This window comes from Micromonospora sp. NPDC005161 (assembly GCF_053599855.1).
In genome coordinates this window covers 159379-177525 of sequence record NZ_JBSFYQ010000009.1, presented here as the reverse complement: position 1 = coordinate 177525, position 18147 = coordinate 159379, and the positions used below count along the sequence as shown (strand labels likewise).

The 18147-nt window shown below is 74.8% G+C and carries 16 protein-coding genes and 1 pseudogene; 13 read left to right on the top strand and 4 right to left on the bottom strand.

Going from position 1 to position 18147, the window contains the following annotated elements; all coding sequences use genetic code 11:
* Positions 1-3: 3 nt before the first annotated feature.
* The 8 genes from ACWD5O_RS11920 to ACWD5O_RS11885 all read left to right on the top strand — a co-directional run bounded on the left by ACWD5O_RS11920 (position 4) and on the right by ACWD5O_RS11885 (position 9142).
* Positions 4-1569 carry an amidohydrolase gene (locus tag ACWD5O_RS11920; protein WP_354965290.1) on the top strand — a complete coding sequence of 522 codons (1566 nt, stop codon included), beginning with the start codon at positions 4-6 and terminating at the stop codon, positions 1567-1569.
* Complete coding sequence (gene kamD, locus ACWD5O_RS11915) at positions 1566-3125, top strand: lysine 5,6-aminomutase subunit alpha (RefSeq protein WP_354965289.1); 1560 nt, start codon at positions 1566-1568, stop codon at positions 3123-3125. Before ACWD5O_RS11920 ends, kamD begins: the two co-directional genes overlap by 4 nt.
* Positions 3122-3871 (top strand): lysine 5,6-aminomutase subunit beta, encoded by a 750-nt coding sequence (kamE, locus tag ACWD5O_RS11910; RefSeq protein ID WP_354965288.1) that lies wholly within the window; start codon positions 3122-3124, stop codon positions 3869-3871. Before kamD ends, kamE begins: the two co-directional genes overlap by 4 nt.
* A complete protein-coding gene (gene kal, locus ACWD5O_RS11905) occupies positions 3868-4260 on the top strand; it encodes a 3-aminobutyryl-CoA ammonia lyase (RefSeq protein WP_450085273.1) in 393 nt (130 codons plus the stop codon). The genes kamE and kal overlap by 4 nt, the downstream gene beginning before the upstream one ends.
* Positions 4257-5594 carry a glutamate mutase L gene (locus tag ACWD5O_RS11900; protein ID WP_450085272.1) on the top strand — a complete coding sequence of 446 codons (1338 nt, stop codon included), beginning with the start codon at positions 4257-4259 and terminating at the stop codon, positions 5592-5594. Before kal ends, ACWD5O_RS11900 begins: the two co-directional genes overlap by 4 nt.
* A 478-nt stretch (positions 5595-6072) precedes the next feature.
* Positions 6073-7707, top strand: coding sequence for an apolipoprotein N-acyltransferase (gene lnt / locus ACWD5O_RS11895; RefSeq protein WP_450085271.1), 1635 nt, complete (start codon positions 6073-6075; stop codon positions 7705-7707).
* A gap of 34 nt (positions 7708-7741) precedes the next feature.
* Positions 7742-8551 (top strand): polyprenol monophosphomannose synthase, encoded by an 810-nt coding sequence (locus ACWD5O_RS11890; RefSeq protein ID WP_450085270.1) that lies wholly within the window; start codon positions 7742-7744, stop codon positions 8549-8551.
* A gap of 66 nt (positions 8552-8617) precedes the next feature.
* A complete protein-coding gene (locus ACWD5O_RS11885) occupies positions 8618-9142 on the top strand; it encodes an FxsA family protein (RefSeq protein WP_450005533.1) in 525 nt (174 codons plus the stop codon).
* A gap of 66 nt (positions 9143-9208) precedes the next feature.
* Here ACWD5O_RS11885 and ACWD5O_RS11880 read toward each other — a convergent pair whose 3' ends face one another.
* Positions 9209-9550 carry an RNA polymerase-binding protein RbpA gene (locus ACWD5O_RS11880; protein WP_046564157.1) on the bottom strand — a complete coding sequence of 114 codons (342 nt, stop codon included), beginning with the start codon at positions 9548-9550 and terminating at the stop codon, positions 9209-9211.
* A 222-nt stretch (positions 9551-9772) separates the two neighbouring features.
* Between ACWD5O_RS11880 and ACWD5O_RS11875 the strand changes: the two genes are divergently transcribed.
* Positions 9773-11254, top strand: a complete 1482-nt coding sequence (locus ACWD5O_RS11875) for a peptide MFS transporter (protein ID WP_450085269.1) — start codon at positions 9773-9775, stop codon at positions 11252-11254.
* 8 nt (positions 11255-11262) lie between these two features.
* On the opposite strand, the gene ACWD5O_RS11870 is transcribed toward ACWD5O_RS11875, so the two are convergent.
* Together ACWD5O_RS11870 and ACWD5O_RS11865 are read right to left on the bottom strand one after the other, a co-directional pair.
* Positions 11263-12420, bottom strand: a complete 1158-nt coding sequence (locus tag ACWD5O_RS11870) for a hypothetical protein (RefSeq protein ID WP_450085268.1) — start codon at positions 12418-12420, stop codon at positions 11263-11265.
* Between the two features lie 46 nt (positions 12421-12466).
* Positions 12467-13816, bottom strand: a complete 1350-nt coding sequence (locus tag ACWD5O_RS11865; protein WP_387322660.1) for an MFS transporter — start codon at positions 13814-13816, stop codon at positions 12467-12469.
* 57 nt (positions 13817-13873) lie between these two features.
* Here ACWD5O_RS11865 and ACWD5O_RS11860 point away from each other — a divergent pair, with 57 nt between their 5' ends.
* From ACWD5O_RS11860 to ACWD5O_RS11850, 3 genes are read left to right on the top strand one after another with little or no spacing between them, the layout of a single operon-like run.
* Complete coding sequence (locus ACWD5O_RS11860) at positions 13874-14521, top strand: TetR/AcrR family transcriptional regulator (protein WP_354965280.1); 648 nt, start codon at positions 13874-13876, stop codon at positions 14519-14521.
* Between the two features lie 56 nt (positions 14522-14577).
* Entirely contained in the window at positions 14578-15915 is a 1338-nt protein-coding gene (locus ACWD5O_RS11855; RefSeq protein ID WP_387322658.1) for a flavin-containing monooxygenase, read from the top strand.
* 11 nt (positions 15916-15926) lie between these two features.
* The gene (locus tag ACWD5O_RS11850; RefSeq protein WP_450085267.1) at positions 15927-16745 is read left to right on the top strand and encodes an SDR family NAD(P)-dependent oxidoreductase; all 819 of its coding nucleotides are present in this window, start codon (positions 15927-15929) and stop codon (positions 16743-16745) included.
* A gap of 8 nt (positions 16746-16753) precedes the next feature.
* Here ACWD5O_RS11850 and ACWD5O_RS11845 read toward each other — a convergent pair.
* A pseudogene (locus ACWD5O_RS11845) lies at positions 16754-17406 on the bottom strand (LysE family translocator).
* A gap of 234 nt (positions 17407-17640) precedes the next feature.
* Between ACWD5O_RS11845 and ACWD5O_RS11840 the strand changes: the two are divergent.
* On the top strand, positions 17641-18147 hold the full coding sequence (locus ACWD5O_RS11840) for a DnaJ family domain-containing protein (protein ID WP_450085266.1): 507 nt from the start codon (positions 17641-17643) through the stop codon (positions 18145-18147).

The window sequence follows — 18147 nt, the reverse complement described above, 5'->3', positions numbered from 1 at the left end:
GTCATGACGAACCCCTCGACCCTGTACCGCGGCGGCGTGCTGCACTGTCCCGCCGACCCGAGCGCGACCGCGCTGCTGGTCTCCGGTGGGCGGATCGCCTGGCTGGGGACCGACCGTGACGCGCCGCCCGCCGACCGGGTGGTGGACCTCGACGGCGCGCTGGTGACGCCGGCGTTCGTCGACGCGCACGTGCACGCCACGGACACCGGGTTGACGTTGTCCGGGCTGGAGTTGTCCGGGGTGCGCTCGGCGGCTGAGCTGCTGGACGCGGTGGCCGCGTTCGCGGCCGGCCAGCCGGCGGACGCGGTGGTGCTGGGGCACGGCTGGGACGAGTCGGGCTGGCCGGACCCGACGCTGCCGGACGCGGCGGCGCTGCACCGGGCGGCGGGCGGCCGGCGGGTGTACCTGTCGCAGGCGTCCATCCACTCGGCGTTGGTGTCGACGGCGCTGCTGGCGGCGTGCCCGCAGGCGGCGGCCGAGGCCGGGTACGACGCGTCGGGGTGGTTGCGTCGTGACGCGCATCACGTGGTGCGGGCGGCCGCGCAGGGATCGGTCAGTCGGGCGCAGCGGGTCGCCGCGCAGCGGGTGGCGCTCGCGCACGCGGCGTCGCTGGGCATCGCCGCGGTGCACGAGTGCGGCGGACCGGACATCTCCGACGAGGAGGACTTCACCGGCCTGCTGGGCATCTCCGGCGCGGGGTTGCCGGAGGTGTACGGGTACTGGGGTGAGCTGGGCGGCGCGGCGCGGGCCCGGGAGCTGGGCGCGGTGGGCGCCGGCGGGGACCTGTTCGCCGACGGGGCGTTGGGTTCGCGTACGGCGCACGTGTCGCAGCCGTACGGCGACGGCGACGGCTGCGGGCACGGGTACCTGTCGGCCGAGCAGGTGCGCGACCACCTGCTGGACTGCGCGGCGCACGGCATGCAGGGCGGGTTCCACGCGATCGGTGACGCGGCGATCGGCACGGTGCTGGAGGGCTTCGCGGCGGCGGCGCGGACGCTGGGCGTGGAACGGCTGCGCGCCGCCCGGCACCGCATCGAGCACGCCGAGATCATGAACAAGCGGATGATCGCCGGTTTCGTGGAGTACGGGGTCGTGGCGAGCATGCAGCCGGCGTTCGACCGGCTGTGGGGTGGCGCGGGCCGGATGTACGAGTCGCGGCTGGGTCTGGACCGGTCGTTGGAGTCCAACCCGATGGGCGCGATGCACGGGGTGGGGGTGGCGCTGGCGTTCGGGTCGGATTCGCCGGTGACGCCGCTGGACCCGTGGGGGTCGGTGCGGGCGGCGGCGGCGCACCACAACCCGGCGCAGCGGATGAGCGTGCGGGCGGCGTTCGCCGCGCACACCCGCGGCGGATGGCGGGCAGTGCACCTGGACGTCGAGGGGGTCCTCGCCCTGGGCGCGCCGGCGACGTTCGCGGTGTGGTCGACTCCGGCCGGCGCGCAACGGGGCCTGCCGGTGCTGCTGGCCGAGGACCCAGAGCTGCGCGGTCCGGACGACCCGACGCCGCTGCCGGTGTGCCGAAGCCTGGTGCTGCGCGGTGAGGTCATCTATCAGGAAGGGTCGTCGTGACCGGGAAGCTTGATCTAGATCCGGCGTTGGTGGCCAGGGCGCGGGAGTTGGCGCGCCGGGCCGGGCAGCCGGTGGTGGACCTGGCGCGCAGCCACACCACCGTGTCCGTGGAGCGGGCGGTGCTGCGCCTGGCCGGGGTGACCGGCGCCGACCCGGACGGCATTCCATGGGTGAACCGGCTCGTCGACGCCGTCGTCGCGGACGTGGGGCTGGGCCACGGCGTGGCCGTGCCGGTGTTCGACGCCCTCGCCCGCGAGGGCGTCACGGACGTGACGCTGCTGGCGCAGAAGGCCGCCGCCGGTTCGGTGCGCTTCACCGTGCCCACCGGACGGGCCGCCACGGCCGCCCGGTCGGCGGCGCGCAGGGCCGTCGGCGCGGGCATCCGCCGTATCGACCGGCGGCGCGCCGAACGCGACCGTCTCGTCAAGCGGCACGGGGACCCGGCGCAGCGGCCGTGGATCTACCTGATCGTGGCGACCGGGGACATCTACGAGGACATCCCGCAGGCGCAGGCCGCCGCCCGGGCCGGCGCGGACGTCATCGCGGTGATCCGCTCCACCGGGCAGTCACTGCTGGACTACGTGCCCGAGGGCGCGACCCGGGAGGGTTTCGCCGGCACGTACGCCACGCAGGAGAACTTCCGGCTGATGCGCGCGGCGCTGGACGAGTCGTCGAAGGAGCTGGGCCGCTACGTGCGGCTGACCAACTACGCGTCCGGGCTGTGCATGCCGGAGATGGCGACCCTCGCCGGGTTGGAACGCCTCGACATGATGCTGAACGACTCGATGTACGGAATCCTGTTCCGCGACATCAACCCGATCCGCACCTTCGTCGACCAGCGGTTCTCCCGGCAGGTCCACGCCCGCGCCGGCATCATCATCAACACCGGTGAGGACAACTACCTGACCACCGCCGACGCCGTCGACGAGGCGCACACGGTGACCGTGTCGCAGCTGCTCAACGAGTTCTTCGCCCACGAGGCGGGGCTGGCGGACTGGCAGCTGGGGCTGGGCCACGCGTTCGAGATCAACCCGGAGGTGCCGGAGTCGTTCCGGTTGGAGCTGGCGCACGCGCTGCTGGCCCGCGAGCTGTTCCCGGACGCCCCGCTCAAGTGGATGCCGCCGACCAAGCACATGACCGGCGACGTGTTCCGGGGCAACCTGCTCGACGGGTTCTTCAACCTGGCGGGCGCGCTGACCGGTCAGGGCATCCTGCTGGTCGGGATGATGACCGAGGCCGTGGTGACGCCGTGGCTGTCCGACCGGGACATCGCCCTGCAGAACGTGCGGTACGTGCTGGGCGCCGCCGGTGGACTGCACGAGGACTTCGTGCCCGCGCCGGGCGGGTTCATCCGGCGGCGCGCCAACCAGGTCCTCGGTGAGGCCCTGGACCTGCTGGAGCGCATCGGGGAGCAGACGCTGCTGACCGCGATCGCCGAGGGCACGTTCGGGATCATGAAGCGGCCGGCGGACCGCGGCAAGGGCCTCGCCGGGGTCGCCGCGCACGAGGCCGACTACTGCAACCCGGCCACCGACATCCTGGAGGCGGCGGCGTGAGCAAGCAGATCGTGCGGCCGTACGGGGACACCACCGGCGACGGGATGGTGCAGGTGTCGTTCACCCTGCCGGTGTCACATGACAAGCGGGCCGAGGGCGCGGCGGTGCAGCTGGCCAACCGGATGGGCATCGACCCCGCGATGGTGGTGCACGCCAAGCCGATGGGCGACGGGTTCACCTTCTTCGTCGTCTACGGGCGGGTGAACCACCTGGTCGACCTGGACGCGGTGCAGGTGGTGGAGCGGGACTTCGCGCTGCTGTCGGCCAAGGAGGTCAACACGGTGGTCAAGCAGCGGCTGCGGCGCAAGCTGTCCGTAGTCGGCGCCTGCATCGGCACCGACGCGCACACCGTGGGCATCGACGCGATCCTCAACGTCAAGGGCATCGCGGGGGAGAAGGGCCTGGAGTACTACCGGGAGCTCAAGGTCACCAACCTGGGCGCGCAGGTCAGCGTGCCCGAGCTGGTGGAGGCCGCCCGGGCGGAGAAGGCCGACGCGGTGCTCGTGTCGCAGGTCGTCACCCAACGCGACGCGCACCTGCACAACACCCGGGAGATGTCCGCGGCGTTCCGTGAGGCGATGCCCGCCGGGCGGCGGCCGCTGCTGATCGTCGGCGGCCCCCGGTTCGACGAGACGATGACCGACGAGTTGGGCGTGGACCGGATCTTCGGTCGGGGCACCACGCCCGGCGAGGTGGCCAGCTACCTCGTGCACGCCCTGATCACCCAGCGGAAGGCGACGGCATGACGGACTCCAGGCTCGGGTTGACGGTGACGCACCGGCGGTACGTGCCGTACTCGCACGCCCACTACGCCGGCAACCTCGTCGACGGGGCGTATGCCCTCGGACTGTTCGGCGACGTCGCCACGGAGGTGTGCATTCGGACCGACGGCGACGAGGGCCTGTTCGCCGGGTACGCCGACGTGCGGTTCCTCGCGCCGATCCGCGCCGGTGACGTCGTCGAGGTGACCGCGCAGGTGTCCAGGGTGGGCAGCCGCAGCCGCACCCTGGAGCTGAGCTGCGCGGTGGTGTGCCGGGGCCGACCGGACCGCTCCGAGTCCGCCGCCGAGGTCCTCGACCCGCCGATCGTGGCGGTCACCGCGACCGGCACCGTGGTCGTTCCCGCCGCGCCGTGACCCTGGCGGTCTGCGCGGACGTCGGCTCCACGTACACCAAGGCGGCCGTGGTGGACCTGGCCGCCGGGGTGCTGGTGGGCGCGGCGGCGGCGCCCACCACGGTGGGCAGCGACGTGCTGCACGGCCTGGACGCCGCGGTCGCGGCGGCCACCGCCGGGCTCGGCGCGCGAAACGTCCCGTGGTACGTCTGCTCGTCGGCGGGCGGTGGACTTCGGCTGGCCGTGATCGGCTACGAGCCGCTGGTCACCGCGCAGGCGGGCCGGCGGGTCGGGTTGTCCGCCGGCGCGCACGTGGTGCACGTGGCGGCCGGGCGGCTCGGCGCGGCGGACCTGGCGGCGCTGCGGGCCGCCCGCCCGGACGTGGTGCTGCTGGTCGGCGGCACCGACGGCGGCGACACCGACACGATCACCCACAACGCCACCCGGCTGGCCCGGGCCCGCTGGCGGGTGCCGGTGGTGCTCGCCGGCAACGGCGACGTACGCGCGGACCTGACCGGGCTGCTGGAGTCCGCCGGGGTGCCGGTGACGGCGGCGCAGAACGTGCTGCCCCGCATCGGGGTGCTCGCCCCCGGGTCGGCGCGGGCGGCGATCCGGGCGGTGTTCCTGCGCCACGTCATCGGCGGCAAGCGGCTGTCGCGGGGCACCCGGTTCGCCCGGCTGGTGCGCGCGGCCACCCCCGACGCGGTCCTCACCGGCGTGGAGGTGCTCGCCGACACCATCGGCGGGGACCTCGCCGTGGTCGACGTGGGCGGGGCCACCACCGACGTGTACTCGGTGCTCACCCCCGACGAGCGGGCCACCGGGCCGGGCCGGGAGGTCGCAGGCAGCCTGTGGCGGGCCCGGACCGTGGAGGGGGACCTGGGCATGCGGTGGAGCGCCCCCGGGGTCGTCCGCGCCGCCGCCGACGAGCGGCTCCTGGCCCCGGGTGAACAGGACGACCTGACGGCGGCCGCGGCGCTGCGCGCCGCCGACCCGGCGTTCCTGGCCGCCGACGACGCCGAGCGGGCCGTGGACGCCCGGATCGCCACCCTCGCGGCGACGGTGGCGCTGCGCCGGCACGCCCGCGGCGCCTCCACCGGCGAACGCGCCGGCCGGGACCTGCGCGACGTTCGGCTGATGGTGGGCTCCGGCGGGGTGCTGCGGCACGCGCCGGCGCACACGGCGGGGCAGGTGCTGGCGGCGGTGCTCGGCGACCACGCCGGGGGGTGGGCGCTGCCGCGCGCCGCCCGGCCGGTGGTGGACACCGACTACGTGCTGGCCGCCGGTGGGCTCCTCGCCGAGGAGCACCGGGCGGCCTCGGGGGCGCTGCTGCGCCACCATCTGACCACGCATTGAGACACGCCGACCCGACACGCCGTGGTGCAACACACGACAGGCCGGGGGTGGGTTGACAGGGGGCGGGGTGCAACACGTACCGTCTTTGAGTCCTACCACGGGAAGCGGCTGTTGTTCGCTTCGTCCCTTCGTCCGCTGGCCGAGCGACAGTTTCAGCGTCATCGTCGCGGCGGCCAGGTCCAGCGGGCGGGGGTCGGCGGGGCGGCGCGAACCGGTCGCGGTTACCGGTGTACGGGCAGGGTGAGGTGCACGGCCAGTAGACAACGGCCCGGCGGGGGCAGCCAGTCCGCGTCCGGTCGGTCCGAAGGTCGGCGTGCCTCGTCCTCGCCGCACCGGCCGAGGAGGGCCTGGGAGCATCGGGGCGCGGCGCGAGCCGCGCCCCGATTTCATGTCCGCCGGGTGGTTCGTCCCCGGCGGCCCGATGCGGCCGACACACCCGCCGGCCAGGTAGCCTTCGCCCCGTGATCGAGGAACCGCGGTGACGACCCTGGACCGGGACGAGACGCGCGCCCCGGCGGCGCCGCCCCCGCCGGTCGTCGTCGGCCGCCCGCTGCCGCTGAAGGCCGCCGCGCCGATGGCCGTGGCCGCCGGGCTGGCCCTGCTGGTCGCGTTCCCGCCGTACGGGCTGTGGCCGCTCGCGCCCGTCGGGGTGGCGTTGCTGGCCGCCGCGGCGCACCGGCGCCGGTTGCGCGCCGGCGCCGGCCTGGGCTTCCTCACCGGGGTGGCCCTGTTCGCGCCGCTGCTGGCCTGGACGAACCTGCACACCGGCTACCTGCCGTGGGTGCTGCTGTCGCTGTTGCAGGCCGGCTACCTGGCGCTGCTCGGCGCCGCCACCGCCTGGGTGTCGCCGCTGGCCGACCGCAGCCGGTGGGCGTGGCCGGCGCTGACCGGGCTGCTCTGGGTGGGGCAGGAGGCGCTGCGCGACCGCACCCCCTTCGGGGGGTTCCCGTGGGGGCGCCTCGCGTTCAGCCAGGACTCCTCGCCGCTGCTGCGCCTGGCCGCGCTGGGCGGCGCGCCACTGGTCACCTTCGCGGTGGCCCTCATCGGTGGGCTGCTCGTCACCGCCGCGTGGCGGGGCTTCACCGCGCTCCGGGAGACAGCCCCGGGCGGCACGTCCGCGCGGCGCTGGCAGCCGGTGGCCGTACCGGCCGCCGCCGCCGTGGCGCTGGGCGCGGCGGGTCTGCTGGTGCCGGTCGCGTCCGCCGGATCAGGCGCCCCGGTGACCGTGGCGATCGTGCAGGGCAACGTGCCACGCCTGGGGCTGGACTTCAACGCCCAGCGGCAGGCGGTGCTGAACAACCACGTCGACGCCACCCTGGAGCTGGCGGCACGGGTCGCCGCCGGCACGCAGCGCCAACCCGACCTGGTGGTGTGGCCGGAGAACTCCAGCGACATCGACCCGCTGCGCAACCCCACCGCCGGGGCCCGCATCGCCCAGGCCGCCGACACGATCCGCGCGCCCATCCTGGTCGGCGCGGTGCTGCTCGGCCCCGGCCCCGGCGAGGTCCGCAACGCGGGCATCCTGTGGCGGCCCGACACCGGCGCGGACCTGAGCCAGCTCTACACCAAGCGGCACCCCGTGCCGTTCGCCGAGTACGTGCCGCTGCGCGACGTCGCCCGGATGGTCAGCAAGCAGGTCGACCTGATCCGCAACGACTTCGTTCCCGGCAGCACCCCGGGCGTGGTACGCGCCGGCCCGGCGGTGCTCGGCGACGTGATCTGCTTCGAGGTCGCCTACGACGAGGTGGTCCGCGACACCGTCACCGGCGGCGCGCAACTGCTGGTGGTGCAGACCAACAACGCCACCTTCGACGTGGCCGAGGCCCGCCAGCAGCTGGCCATGGTGCGCCTGCGGGCGGTGGAGCACGGCCGTCCGGCGTTGATGGCCTCCACGGTCGGGGTGTCCGGGTTCGTCTCCCCCGATGGGCGGGTAAGCGACGCCACCGGGTTCAACACCCGGGAGGTCGTGGTGCGGGAGATGCGGCTCGACGACGGGCGCACCCTCGCCACCCGGCTCGGCTGGTGGCCGGAGTTGGCGCTCGCCGGGCTGGCCGCGGCCGCCCTGGTCGGCGCGGCGGTGCTGCGCCGACGGCAACGGGTCCTGGCCGGATAGCAACAGCCGGTACGCCGGCGGGAGCGGAGGCACCGTGATCCAGGCGACCGACACCATCCGACGTCCCGACGAGGTACCCGGCGTGGGCCGGGTGCTGGTGGTGATCCCCACCTACAACGAGGCTGACAACATCGCCGCGATCGTGGCCCGGGTCCGCCGGGCCGCCCCGGCGGTGCAGATCCTGATCGCCGACGACAACAGCCCCGACGGCACCGGCGCCATCGCCGACGCCCTCGCCGACTCCGACGCGCAGGTGCAGGTCCTGCACCGCGAGGGCAAGCAGGGCCTCGGGGCGGCGTACCTGGCCGGGTTCGACTGGGCGCGCGAGCGCGGCTACCAGGCGGTGGTCGAGATGGACGCCGACGGCTCGCACGCCCCGGAGGACCTGCCGGCGCTGCTGCGGGCCGCCCTCGACGCGGACGTGGTGATCGGGTCGCGGTGGACCAACGGCGCGCGGGTGGTGAACTGGCCGCTGCGGCGGCTGCTGCTGTCGCGCTTCGGCAACCTGTACGCGCGCCTCGCGCTGGGCATGCCGGTCTCCGACGCCACCGGCGGCTACCGGGTGTACCGGGTCAGCGCGCTGGACGCCATCGACCTCGCGTCGGTGTGCTCACAGGGCTACTCGTTCCAGGTGGAGCTGTCCCGGCTCGCGCACCAGGCCGGGGTGCGGATCGTGGAGGTGCCGATCACCTTCGCCGAACGGGAGCGCGGGGACAGCAAGATGAGCCCGCGGATCGTTGCCGAGGCGCTGTGGCGGATCACCACCTGGGGGGTGCAGGACCGCCGGCAGGCAGTGCGCCGGGGCCTGCACGGCACCCCCACCGGTCAGGTGCGGTGGCCGTGAGCGCGGCCGTGTCATGCTGGATGGGCGGGACACGTTTCCGGTGTCGCGGGATGGCGATGAGGTGAGATGCGCCGAGGACTGAGGTTCGTACCGTTGGCCCTGTTGCTGGCGGTGGTGGTGGAGCTTGCGGCGTTCGTCCTGGTGGGGCGGGCGCTCGGGTTCGGTGCGGCGGTGCTGCTGGTGTTCGCGGCCTCGCTGCTCGGGCTGGCGCTGCTGCGCCGCGAGGGGATGCGCGCCTGGCGTGGCTTCCGCTCCGCCGCCTCGTCCGGGCAGCCACCGGGGCGGCAGGTGACCGACGGGCTCGTCGGGTTGGGCGGCGCGCTGCTGCTGGCGGTGCCCGGTCTGGTCAGCGGGCTGGTGGGGTTGCTGCTGCTCGTGCCGCCGGTGCGGCGACTGGCCCGATCCGGGGTGCAACGCACCGCCGAGCGACGGGTGTCGTCGATGGTCGCCGGTGACCTGTTCGGGCCGCGTACGGTGCGCGTGCGCCAGGGTGCGCCGCAACCGACACCGCGTCCGCAGACGGAGCAGCCGGTGGTGGTCGACGGCGGCCGGGCCATCGAGGGCGAGATCATCGAGCCCGGCCGCAACTGACCGCGCACGACAAACGACGGCGCCCCCGGGATTTTCCCGGGGGCGCCGTGTCGTGCGGGTTGCGGCTCAGGCGCGGCCGCGGCGGGTCCGAACCTCCTGGAGCCGTTCGGCGAGGATGTCCTCGAGCTCGGCGATCGAGCGCCGCTCCAGCAGCATGTCCCAGTGGGTACGCGGCGGCTTGGCCTTCTTCTGCTCCGGCTCGCTGCCGTCGACGAGTCGAGCGACGCTGCCGTCGAACTTGCACTCCCAGGTCGTCGGGACCTCGGCGTCGACGGCGAACGGCACCTCGAACTGGTGGCCCTTGGCGCAGAGGTACTCGCGGGTCTGGCGCGGCGCGAGCTCCGTGTTGCGGTCGGATTCATAGCTGACCGCGCCCAGGCGGCTTCCGCGCAGCATACGCTCGCCCATGATCGACTTCCCCTCGTTCGTGGTGCTGGTCTTCTGGGTGTAACGGTGGGTTCCCGTCGAGCCATTCCCGCCCGAGGGCGTGAGGCGTCCACGGGTGGGCCGGGACCAAGGGTAGCCGGCCGGGACGGTCACCCGGCCAGGTGATCCCCGGCCGGGTCGGAACGGTGGAGTGTTTCGGCCGCCACCGGGGATGTTAACCGCCCGAGTGCTGCGGAGGTTGCGATGGCCCATGACGTCCCGGTCGAGCGTCGCGCCCCCACCGGGCGGACGTTCTTCGGTCATCCCCGGGCACTGGCCACCCTCTTCCTCACCGAAATGTGGGAGCGGTTCAGCTTCTACGGCATGCGGGCGATCCTCGTGCTGTACCTCACGGCCGAGGCCGCCGACGACGGGCTGGGCCTGAGCGAGTCCGGCGCCAACGCCGTCTACGGCACGTACAACGCGATGGTGTACCTGATGGCGCTGCCCGGCGGCTGGGTGGCGGACCGCCTGATCGGTGCCCGGCGCAGCGTGCTGTGGGGCGGGGTGGTGATCGCCGCCGGGCACTACGTGATGGCGGTGCCCACGCGGTGGAGCGTCTTCGCCGGGATGACCCTCATCGTCCTGGGCACCGGCCTGCTGAAACCCAACATCTCCACCATGGTCGGCGCCCTGTACGACCGGGATTCGCCGCGCCGCGACGCCGGCTTCTCGATCTTCTACATGGGCATCAACCTGGGCGCGTTCATCGCCCCACTGATCACCGGCCTGCTCGGCGAGAAGATCAACTGGCATCTGGGGTTCGCCGTCGCCGCGATCGGGATGACCTTCGGCGTGATCCAGTACGTGCTGGGCCGGCGCAACCTGGGCGACGCCGGGGACCGCCCCGCCGACCCGCTGCTCGGCGCCGACCGCCGCCGGGCGCTCACCCGCGCCGGCGTGCTGGTCGCGGTGCTCCTCGTGCTCGTCGCAGTACTCGCGCTGGCCGGGCTGTTCACCGTCAACACGGTCGTGAACGGGCTCACCGCCGTCACCGTGCTGGTCACCATCGGCTACTTCACCCGGATCATGACCGACCGGGAACTCAGCGCGACCGAACGCAGCCGGATGAAGGCGTACCTGTGGCTGTTCGTGTTCGCCGCCGCGTTCTGGCTGATCTACGACCAGGCCGGGTCGGTGCTGAACCTCTTCGCGGCCGAGCGCACCGACCGGGACGTGGCCGGCTTCACCTTCCCGGCGTCCTGGCTCCAGTCGGTCAACCCCATCCTGGTCATCATCGGCGCACCGCTGTTCGCGCTGCTCTGGCTGCGGGTGGGCAACCGGGTGTCCACGCCGGTGAAGTTCGCCGTCGGCCTGGTGCTCAACGGCCTGTCGTTCGTGCTGATGGCCGCCGCCGCGCAGGCCGCCGTCGGCGGTGACCTGGTGTCCCCGTGGTGGCTGGTGGCGGTCTTCGCCATCCAGGTCGCCGGTGAGCTGTCGCTGAGCCCGGTCGGCCTGTCCGCCACCACCAAGCTGGCGCCGGTGAAGTACGCCAGTCAGATGCTGGGGCTGTGGTTCCTCGCCACGGCCGTCGGCGACGCGATCGGCGGGCAGGTGGCGCGGCTCGCCGACACCTGGTCCGAGTCGACCTACTTCCTCACCTTCGGCCTGGCGTCGGTGGCGTTCGGCCTGGCCGCGGTGATGTTCGCCCGGCAGATCCGCGCCCTGATGGCCGGCATCCACTGACCGCCGCGTCAGCGGGTGGCGTCGTCGGGCGTGCCGGCGCCGAGCCGCGCCAACGCCAGGGCCAGGTCGCTGACCTGGTCGCCGAGCTGCGCCACCCGCCGCTGGGCCAGGTCACGGTCGGTCTCGGCGGCCTCCAGCCGTACCGTCAGGGCGGTGAGCCGGCCCTCGGCGGTGGCCGCGGCCTGCCGGGTGGCGGCCAGTTCGGCGGCGAGCGTGTCGCGCTGGGCGGCGGTGGCGGTCAGCTCCGCGCGTAGCCGCGCGGCCAGCTCGGCGGCCTCCTGCCGGGCGTTGTCGGCCTCGCGCGCGTCGGCCTGCGCGCGGTCGCGGGCCCGGTCGGCCTGCTCCCGGGCGCGGGCCGCGTCGGCGGCCTCCGTGCGGGTGCGGGCGGCGTCCGCGCGGGCCTGGTCGATCTGGCGCCGTACGTCCTGCACCTCGGCCTGCCACCGCCCGGCCCGCTCGGTCGCCTCGGCGGCGGCCCGGGTGGCCCGTTCGGCGTCCGCGCGCAGCGCGTCGCGCTCGACGGTCAGGTCGGCCACCCGCTGCCGCTCAGTGTCGCGGTCAGCGCGCAGGTCGCGCAGTTCGTGGCGGGCCTGATCGCGGTCCCGCTCGGCCTGGGCCCGCAGGGCCTCGGCGGCGCTGGCGTCGTGCCGGGCCTCGTCGCGGGCCGCCTCGGCGCGCTGGGCGCGCTCGTCGGCCGCGGTGGCCTGCTGAGCGGCCCGCTCGGCGCGCTGGCGGGCCCCCTCGGCGGCGGCCACCGCCTCGCGGGCCTGCTCGCGGGAGCGCGCCGCGTCGGCCACCGCGTCCTCGGCGTCACCGCGGGCCTCGTCGCGTTCGGTCTGCGCGGCCGCGATCTCGGTGGCGGCCTCGGCGCGGGCCTGGGCGAGCTGCCGCTGCACACCCACCGGGGACAGCTCGGCGTGCAGCGCCTCGGTCAACGTCTCGACGACCTGGTCGAGGCGGTCCACCGCCTCCCACGTGCGGGCCACCTGACCCGGCAGGCCGGGGGCGTTGCGGTGGCGCATCCGGCTGTTGCGGGAGGCGCGCTGGCAGGCGCCGTCGTTGTCCCGGCAGTAGCGGAACGGCCGGCCCGCGCCGACACGTTGCGGCACCGGCCGTCCACAGTGGGCACACGGACGGGTCTCGGCGGGGGCGGGCTGGGCGTCCATCGAGCGCGAAGTCTAGTGCCGGACGCCGGGCCGCGTCGCCGCGCCGTCAGCTGGCCGCGCGGGCGGTCGCGTCCAGGGTGTAGCGGCGTTGCAGCAGCAACGCCGCGAGCATCGCCACCGCGGGCAGTAGCCCGAAGCCCCAGCGGACCGCCGCGAGCGCCGCGTCCGGCTGGACCGGCGTGTCACCGGCCGTCGAGGCCACGAACCCGCCGACGGTCAGGCACAGGGCGTACGCGTACGGGCCCAGGGCCGCGCCGGTGGCCTCGGTGGCCGTCCACACCCCGGTGTAGGTGCCCGCGCCGGTCGTGCCGGCCGCGCGGATCACGTCGGGCAGCATCGAGAACGGCAGCAGCTGCATGCCGGCGAACGCCACCCCGAGCACCGCCACCGCCCCGATCAGCACCGGCAGGCCGGCCGGTCGGCCCACCGCCAGCACCAGCGAGCCGACCGCGAACGCGCCCTGCGCGCCGAGCAGCGCCCGCTGCTTGCCGATGCGCTGGGCCAGCACCAGCCAGGCCGGAGTGACCAGCAGCGCCGGCGCGACGAACGCCGCCACCAGCACCGTGGTCAGGCCGGGTGCGCGCAGCTCGTACTCGGCGTAGTAGGGCACCCCGGCCAGCACCAGATGGGTGGTGGTGGACATGGCCAGGTAGGCGGCGACCAGCCAGCGGAACTGCGCATCGCGCAGCGCGGTGCGCAGCGCCCGCCACCCGCCGTGCCCGGCGGGACCGGTGGCCGCCGCCGAGCCGCGCAGCCGGGCGATGCCGGCGACGCCCACCAGCATGGCGGCCAGCATCCCCACGGCCAGGACCACGCCCATCCGCTGGTAGCCGGCGCGGGTCGCGTCGTCGCCGCCGGTGAGCAGCGGGGCCAGCAGCCCGGAGACGAGGATGCCCAAGGTCAGCACGACCATCCGGAACGCCATCAGCCGGGTGCGTTCGTGATACCCGATCCGCAGATCGGCCGGGGTGGCCAGGTAGGGGACCTGGTAGGTGGCGAAGAGCAGGTTGCCGGCGACGAAGAACACCGCCACCCACGCGGCGGCCGGTGCGCCCGTCAGCCCGCCCGGCACCGCGAAAAGCGCGGCGAACGCGAGCGGCAGGGCGCAGCCGAGCAGCAGCAGCCGTCGCCGGTCGCCCCTGCGGGTCTGCTCGACGTCGGCGCGGTGCCCGACCCACGGGTGCAGCAGCACGTCGGCGACCTTCGGCAGCAGCAGCGCGAGGCCGGCCAGCCACGGCGCGACGGCCAGCACGTCGGTGAGGAAGTAGAGCAGCAGCAGGCCGGGCACGGTCACCCAGACACCCATGCCGAGCGAGCCGGCGGCGAAGCCGGCCAGCGGGCCTCGGGGCAGCATCGCTTCCGTGGCGGCAGCGGGCCGCCGGTCGAGCCCGGTCATCGCCGCATCCTCTCCGCAATCCAACGGTTGCTGGATTCTAGGGGCAGAATGGCGGCCATGACCATGCCCCGACGCCGTCCGGGTCGGCCCCGCCGCGACGAGAGCCGGCCGACCCGCGAGGTGGTGCTCACCGCGGCCACCGCGCTGTTCGCCGAGCGCGGCTTCGACGCCGTCGGGCTGCGGGAGGTCGCCGCCGCCGCCGGCGTCGACGTCGCCACGGTCGCCCACCACACGGGTACGAAGACCGCGCTCTACGACGCCTGCTTCGCCCGGGTCTTCGCCGCCGAGCGGGACGTGCTGACCGAGGCCGCCGCGCAGGCCCGCTCGGCTCTCGACGCGGGGCCGGACGCGGCGCGACGCGCCCTGCACGACCTGGTCGACGTGTTCGTCGACTTCCTGGAGGACCGCCCGGAGACCACCGCGCTGTGGCTGCGTCGCTGGCTGGAACCGCAGCGGCACGCCGAGCTCGACCAGCGCTACGCCGAGCCGCTGTACCGGTTGGTGGCGGAGCTGCTCACCGCCGCGGCGGCGACCGGCGCGCTGGTCGAACCGACCCCGCACATCACCGTACGGAGCCTGGTCTGGGCCGCGCACGGGCACGTGGTGGCGCTGGCCGCGGGTGCGCCGGGCGCCCGGGAGCGGCGCGAGTTCCGAGTGTTCGTGCACCGCCTCCTGCACGGCCTGTACGGACCGCCGGGCCCTTGACGGGCCGGCTGCTCACGACAATTATCCATCAGACGTTGGATTAAGTGGGGGCAGCGATGGGCGTACCACCCAGGGCGGCGGTGATCGGCGCCGGCGCGGCCGGGCTCGCCGCGGTCAAGGCACTGCTCGACGCCGGCGTGCCGACGGTCTGCTTCGAGGCCACCGACCAGGTCGGCGGCCTCTGGGTGTACGGGGCGCCGGACTCGCCCGCGTACCGGACGCTGCACCTGAACACCAGCCGCGGCCGCACCCAGTTCGCCGACCACCCGATGCCCACCGACTGGCCCGACTACCCCGACCACCGACGGATCGCCGGCTACCTCGCCGACTACGCCGACCGTTTCGGGCTACGGGACACCATCCGCCTGCGCCACACCGTCGAGCAGGTCACCCAGGATCCCGCCGGCACCTGGACCGTCCGAGCGAACGGACCGGACGGGCCGGTCGAGGTCACCGTCGAGGCCGTGGTCGTCGCCAACGGCCACAACCGGGCGCCCCGGCTGCCTGACCCGCCGTACCCCGGCACCTGCACCGCCGAGCAGCTGCACAGCCACGACTACCGGGGCCCGGAACAGCTGGCCGGCAAGCGGGTCCTGGTCGTCGGGGGCGGCAACTCCGCGATGGACATCGCGGTGGACGCCTCCTACGCGTCCACCCGCACCCTGCTGTCGCTGCGCCGGGGCGTCTGGGTGGTGCCGAAGTACCTGCTGGGCCGCCCCTCGGACACCCTCAACGGGGCGCTGGCCCGCCGGCTGCCGTGGCGACTGCGCCAACGCATCAGCCAGGCGATGCTCAGCACCACCGTCGGCGGTCCCGCCCGCTACGGGCTGCCCGCGCCGACCCACGGCTTCCTGCAGGACCACCCGACGCTCTCCGACGGGCTGCTGTCCCGGCTGACCCATGGCGACATCGAGGCCCGACCCGGCGTCGCCGCCCTGCACGGCGACCGGGTCGAGTTCACCGACGGCCGCGCCGACAGCGTCGATCTGGTCATCTGGTGCACCGGCTACCGGGTGGAGATCCCGTTCCTCGACCCGGCGTTGCTCAGCGGGGGCGCGGACACCCTGCCGCTGTACCGGCACGTGTTTCACCCCGACGCTCCCGGCCTGACCTTCGTGGGGCTGATGCAGTCCACCGGGTCGGCGTTCCCGCTGGTGGAGGCGCAGGCCAAGCTGATCGCGGCGCAGCTCGCCGGCCGGTACGCGCTACCGGACCCCGACCGGCAGCGGGCCGTCTGCCGGGCCGAGCTGCGGGCCGCGACCGCCCGCTGGGGCCAGCGCCGCCCGGCGATGCGGGTCGACTTCGACGCCTACCTGGCCGAGCTGACCCGGGAGCTGACCGCCGGCGCCCGCCGCCGCCCCCGCGCGGGCACGCCGGTCGGAGCGGGGCAGTGAGGGGCCGGACGGTGAGCGGGCTGACCGGCCGCCGGGTGCTGGTGACCGGGGCGAGCGGCACCTTCGGCCGTCACCTCGGCGCCGCGCTGACCGCCGCCGGCGCCCGGGTGGTGGGGCTCGACCTGCACGCGCGGCCCGACGAAGAGCTGCCGGTGCTCGGCTGCGACCTGACCGACCCGGCCGCCGTGCCGCCGGCGGTGCAGGCCGCCGTCGACCGGCTCGGCGGCCTCGACCTGCTGATCAACAACGCCGGAGTCGGTGGCCCCGCCCCGGCCGAGCTGCCGCCGGACGAGGTGGTCCGCCGGCAGCTCGAGGTCAACCTGCTGGCGGCCTGGCGGACCACCGCCGCGGCGCTGCCCGCACTGCTCGCCGCGCGCGGACGGGTGATCTTCGTGTCGAGCAGGATGGCGGTGCTGCCGCTGCCGCTCGCCGCCGCGTACGGGGTCAGCAAACGGGCACTGGTCGCCTACGCCGACGCGCTGCGCCATGAGGTGGGCACCCACGTCGGGGTGAGCGTCGTCTACCCGAGCATGGTGGCCTCACCGATCCACGACAGCACCGCCGAGGCTGGCCTGTCCCTGCGGGGCGTGTCCCGTCCGGAGCCCGTCGAGGGCGTCGTCGCGGCGATCCTGCGCGCCGCCACCGCCCGACGGGCACCCCGGGACGTGGCCACCACCACGCGCGGGCGGCTGGAGATGGCCGTCGGCCGGCACGCGCCCGCGCTGGCCGACCGGCTGGTGCGTCGTACCCTCACCGCCCGGCTCGCCGCCGGCGACCTGGACGCCGCGCCGCTGGCCGCCGGGATGGTCCGCCGCCACCGGGGACAGTGAGCGTCGGATCAGGGTGTGGCGATCGCGGCGCGGGAGCGGTCGGTGGCGATCCGGACGGCCAGCGCGGCCAGCGCCGTGCCGGTCACCCACTGCTGCACCCGCAGCCAGACCGGCCGGCGGGCGAAGAATCCGGCCAGCGCGCCGGCGCTGAGCACGATCAGCGCGTTCACGCTCAGCGCGACGGCGATCTGGGTCAGGCCGAGCAGCAGGCTCTGCGCCGCCACGTCCCCCCGACCCGGATCGACGAACTGCGGCAGCAGCGAGACGTAGAGGATGGCGATCTTCGGGTTCAGCAGGTTGGTGACCAGACCCATGGTGAACAGCCGTCGCGCCCGGTCCGGCGGCAGCGGCGCGGGCGTGAACGGGGAGAGTGCCCACCCGGGCGCAGCGTCCGCCAGGCCAGCCAGAGCAGGTAACCGGCGCCGGCCAGCTTCACCACCGCGTACAGCGTCGGCACCAGGACGAAGACGGCGGCCAGGCCGGCGACCGCCGCGGCCAGGTAGACGCCGAACCCGGCGGCCACCCCGAGCAGCGAGACCATCCCGGCCCGGCGGCCCTGCGCCACCGAGCGGGAGACCAGGTAGACCATGTTCGGGCCGGGCGTGAGCACCAGCCCCAACGCCACCAGCGCGATACCCAGCAGCGCACCCGCACCCACCATGACGAACCCCCCCGTTCACTCCGACACCCGCACCGACCGTAGGCCGGGCGGCCATACCGGCCCAGGGCCACCTGCCAGGCCGTGGCCTGCTGCTGCGGAACCGGACGTCCCGACGGAAACCACCCCCCGCCGGGCGGCGACGGGAATGGCAGCCGGCCCGGGCGCGCTGACCCGTTGCGGTGCGCACCGCCGGCCGGAGGCGGCGCGTTACGGTGGCCAGGGAGGTGCCGCAGGGTGACCGAAGCGTGGGAAGCGGCCGTGGAGTCGCAGATCCGGAGCGCCGCACAACGCGGCGAGTTCGACAACCTGCCCGGCATGGGCAAGCCGATCCCCGGCCGCTGCGCGCCCTACGACGAATCGTGGTGGATCAAGAGCTTCCTGGAGCGCGAGGCGCTCCCCAGCGACCTGCTGCTGCCCACTCCGCTGCAACTGCGCCGGCGCATCGAGCAGGTTCCCGCCGAGGTCCGCGACCTGCCCACCGAACAGTCCGTGCGGGACTTCGTGGGTCAGCTGAACGCCCAGATCGTGACCTGGCTGCGTAACCCCGAGGGCCCCCGGGTGGTGGTGCGGCCGGTGAACGCCGACGAGGTTGTCCGCCGCTGGCGCGCGGAGCGCGCCTCCGCCGGATCCCGGACGTCCACCGACTCGCTGGCGCCCACCGGCGGGCCGGCGCCCGCCGTCGCACCGGTACGCCGGTCCTGGTGGGCGTGGCTGCCGTGGCGCCGCCGCCAGGCGACCTGA

Excerpts from the sequence above, each read along its gene's own strand:
- ACWD5O_RS11860 (WP_354965280.1), top strand. The coding sequence starts at position 13,874 with ATGACCATGCCCCGACGCCGTCCGGGTCGGCCCCGCCGCGACGAGAGC.
- kal (WP_450085273.1), top strand. The coding sequence starts at position 3,868 with ATGACGGACTCCAGGCTCGGGTTGACGGTGACGCACCGGCGGTACGTG.
- ACWD5O_RS11855 (WP_387322658.1), top strand. The coding sequence starts at position 14,578 with ATGGGCGTACCACCCAGGGCGGCGGTGATCGGCGCCGGCGCGGCCGGG.
- ACWD5O_RS11875 (WP_450085269.1), top strand. The coding sequence starts at position 9,773 with ATGGCCCATGACGTCCCGGTCGAGCGTCGCGCCCCCACCGGGCGGACG.
- ACWD5O_RS11870 (WP_450085268.1), bottom strand. The coding sequence starts at position 12,420 with ATGGACGCCCAGCCCGCCCCCGCCGAGACCCGTCCGTGTGCCCACTGT.
- ACWD5O_RS11865 (WP_387322660.1), bottom strand. The coding sequence starts at position 13,816 with ATGACCGGGCTCGACCGGCGGCCCGCTGCCGCCACGGAAGCGATGCTG.
- ACWD5O_RS11880 (WP_046564157.1), bottom strand. The coding sequence starts at position 9,550 with ATGGGCGAGCGTATGCTGCGCGGAAGCCGCCTGGGCGCGGTCAGCTAT.
- ACWD5O_RS11920 (WP_354965290.1), top strand. The coding sequence starts at position 4 with ATGACGAACCCCTCGACCCTGTACCGCGGCGGCGTGCTGCACTGTCCC.
- ACWD5O_RS11885 (WP_450005533.1), top strand. The coding sequence starts at position 8,618 with ATGCGCCGAGGACTGAGGTTCGTACCGTTGGCCCTGTTGCTGGCGGTG.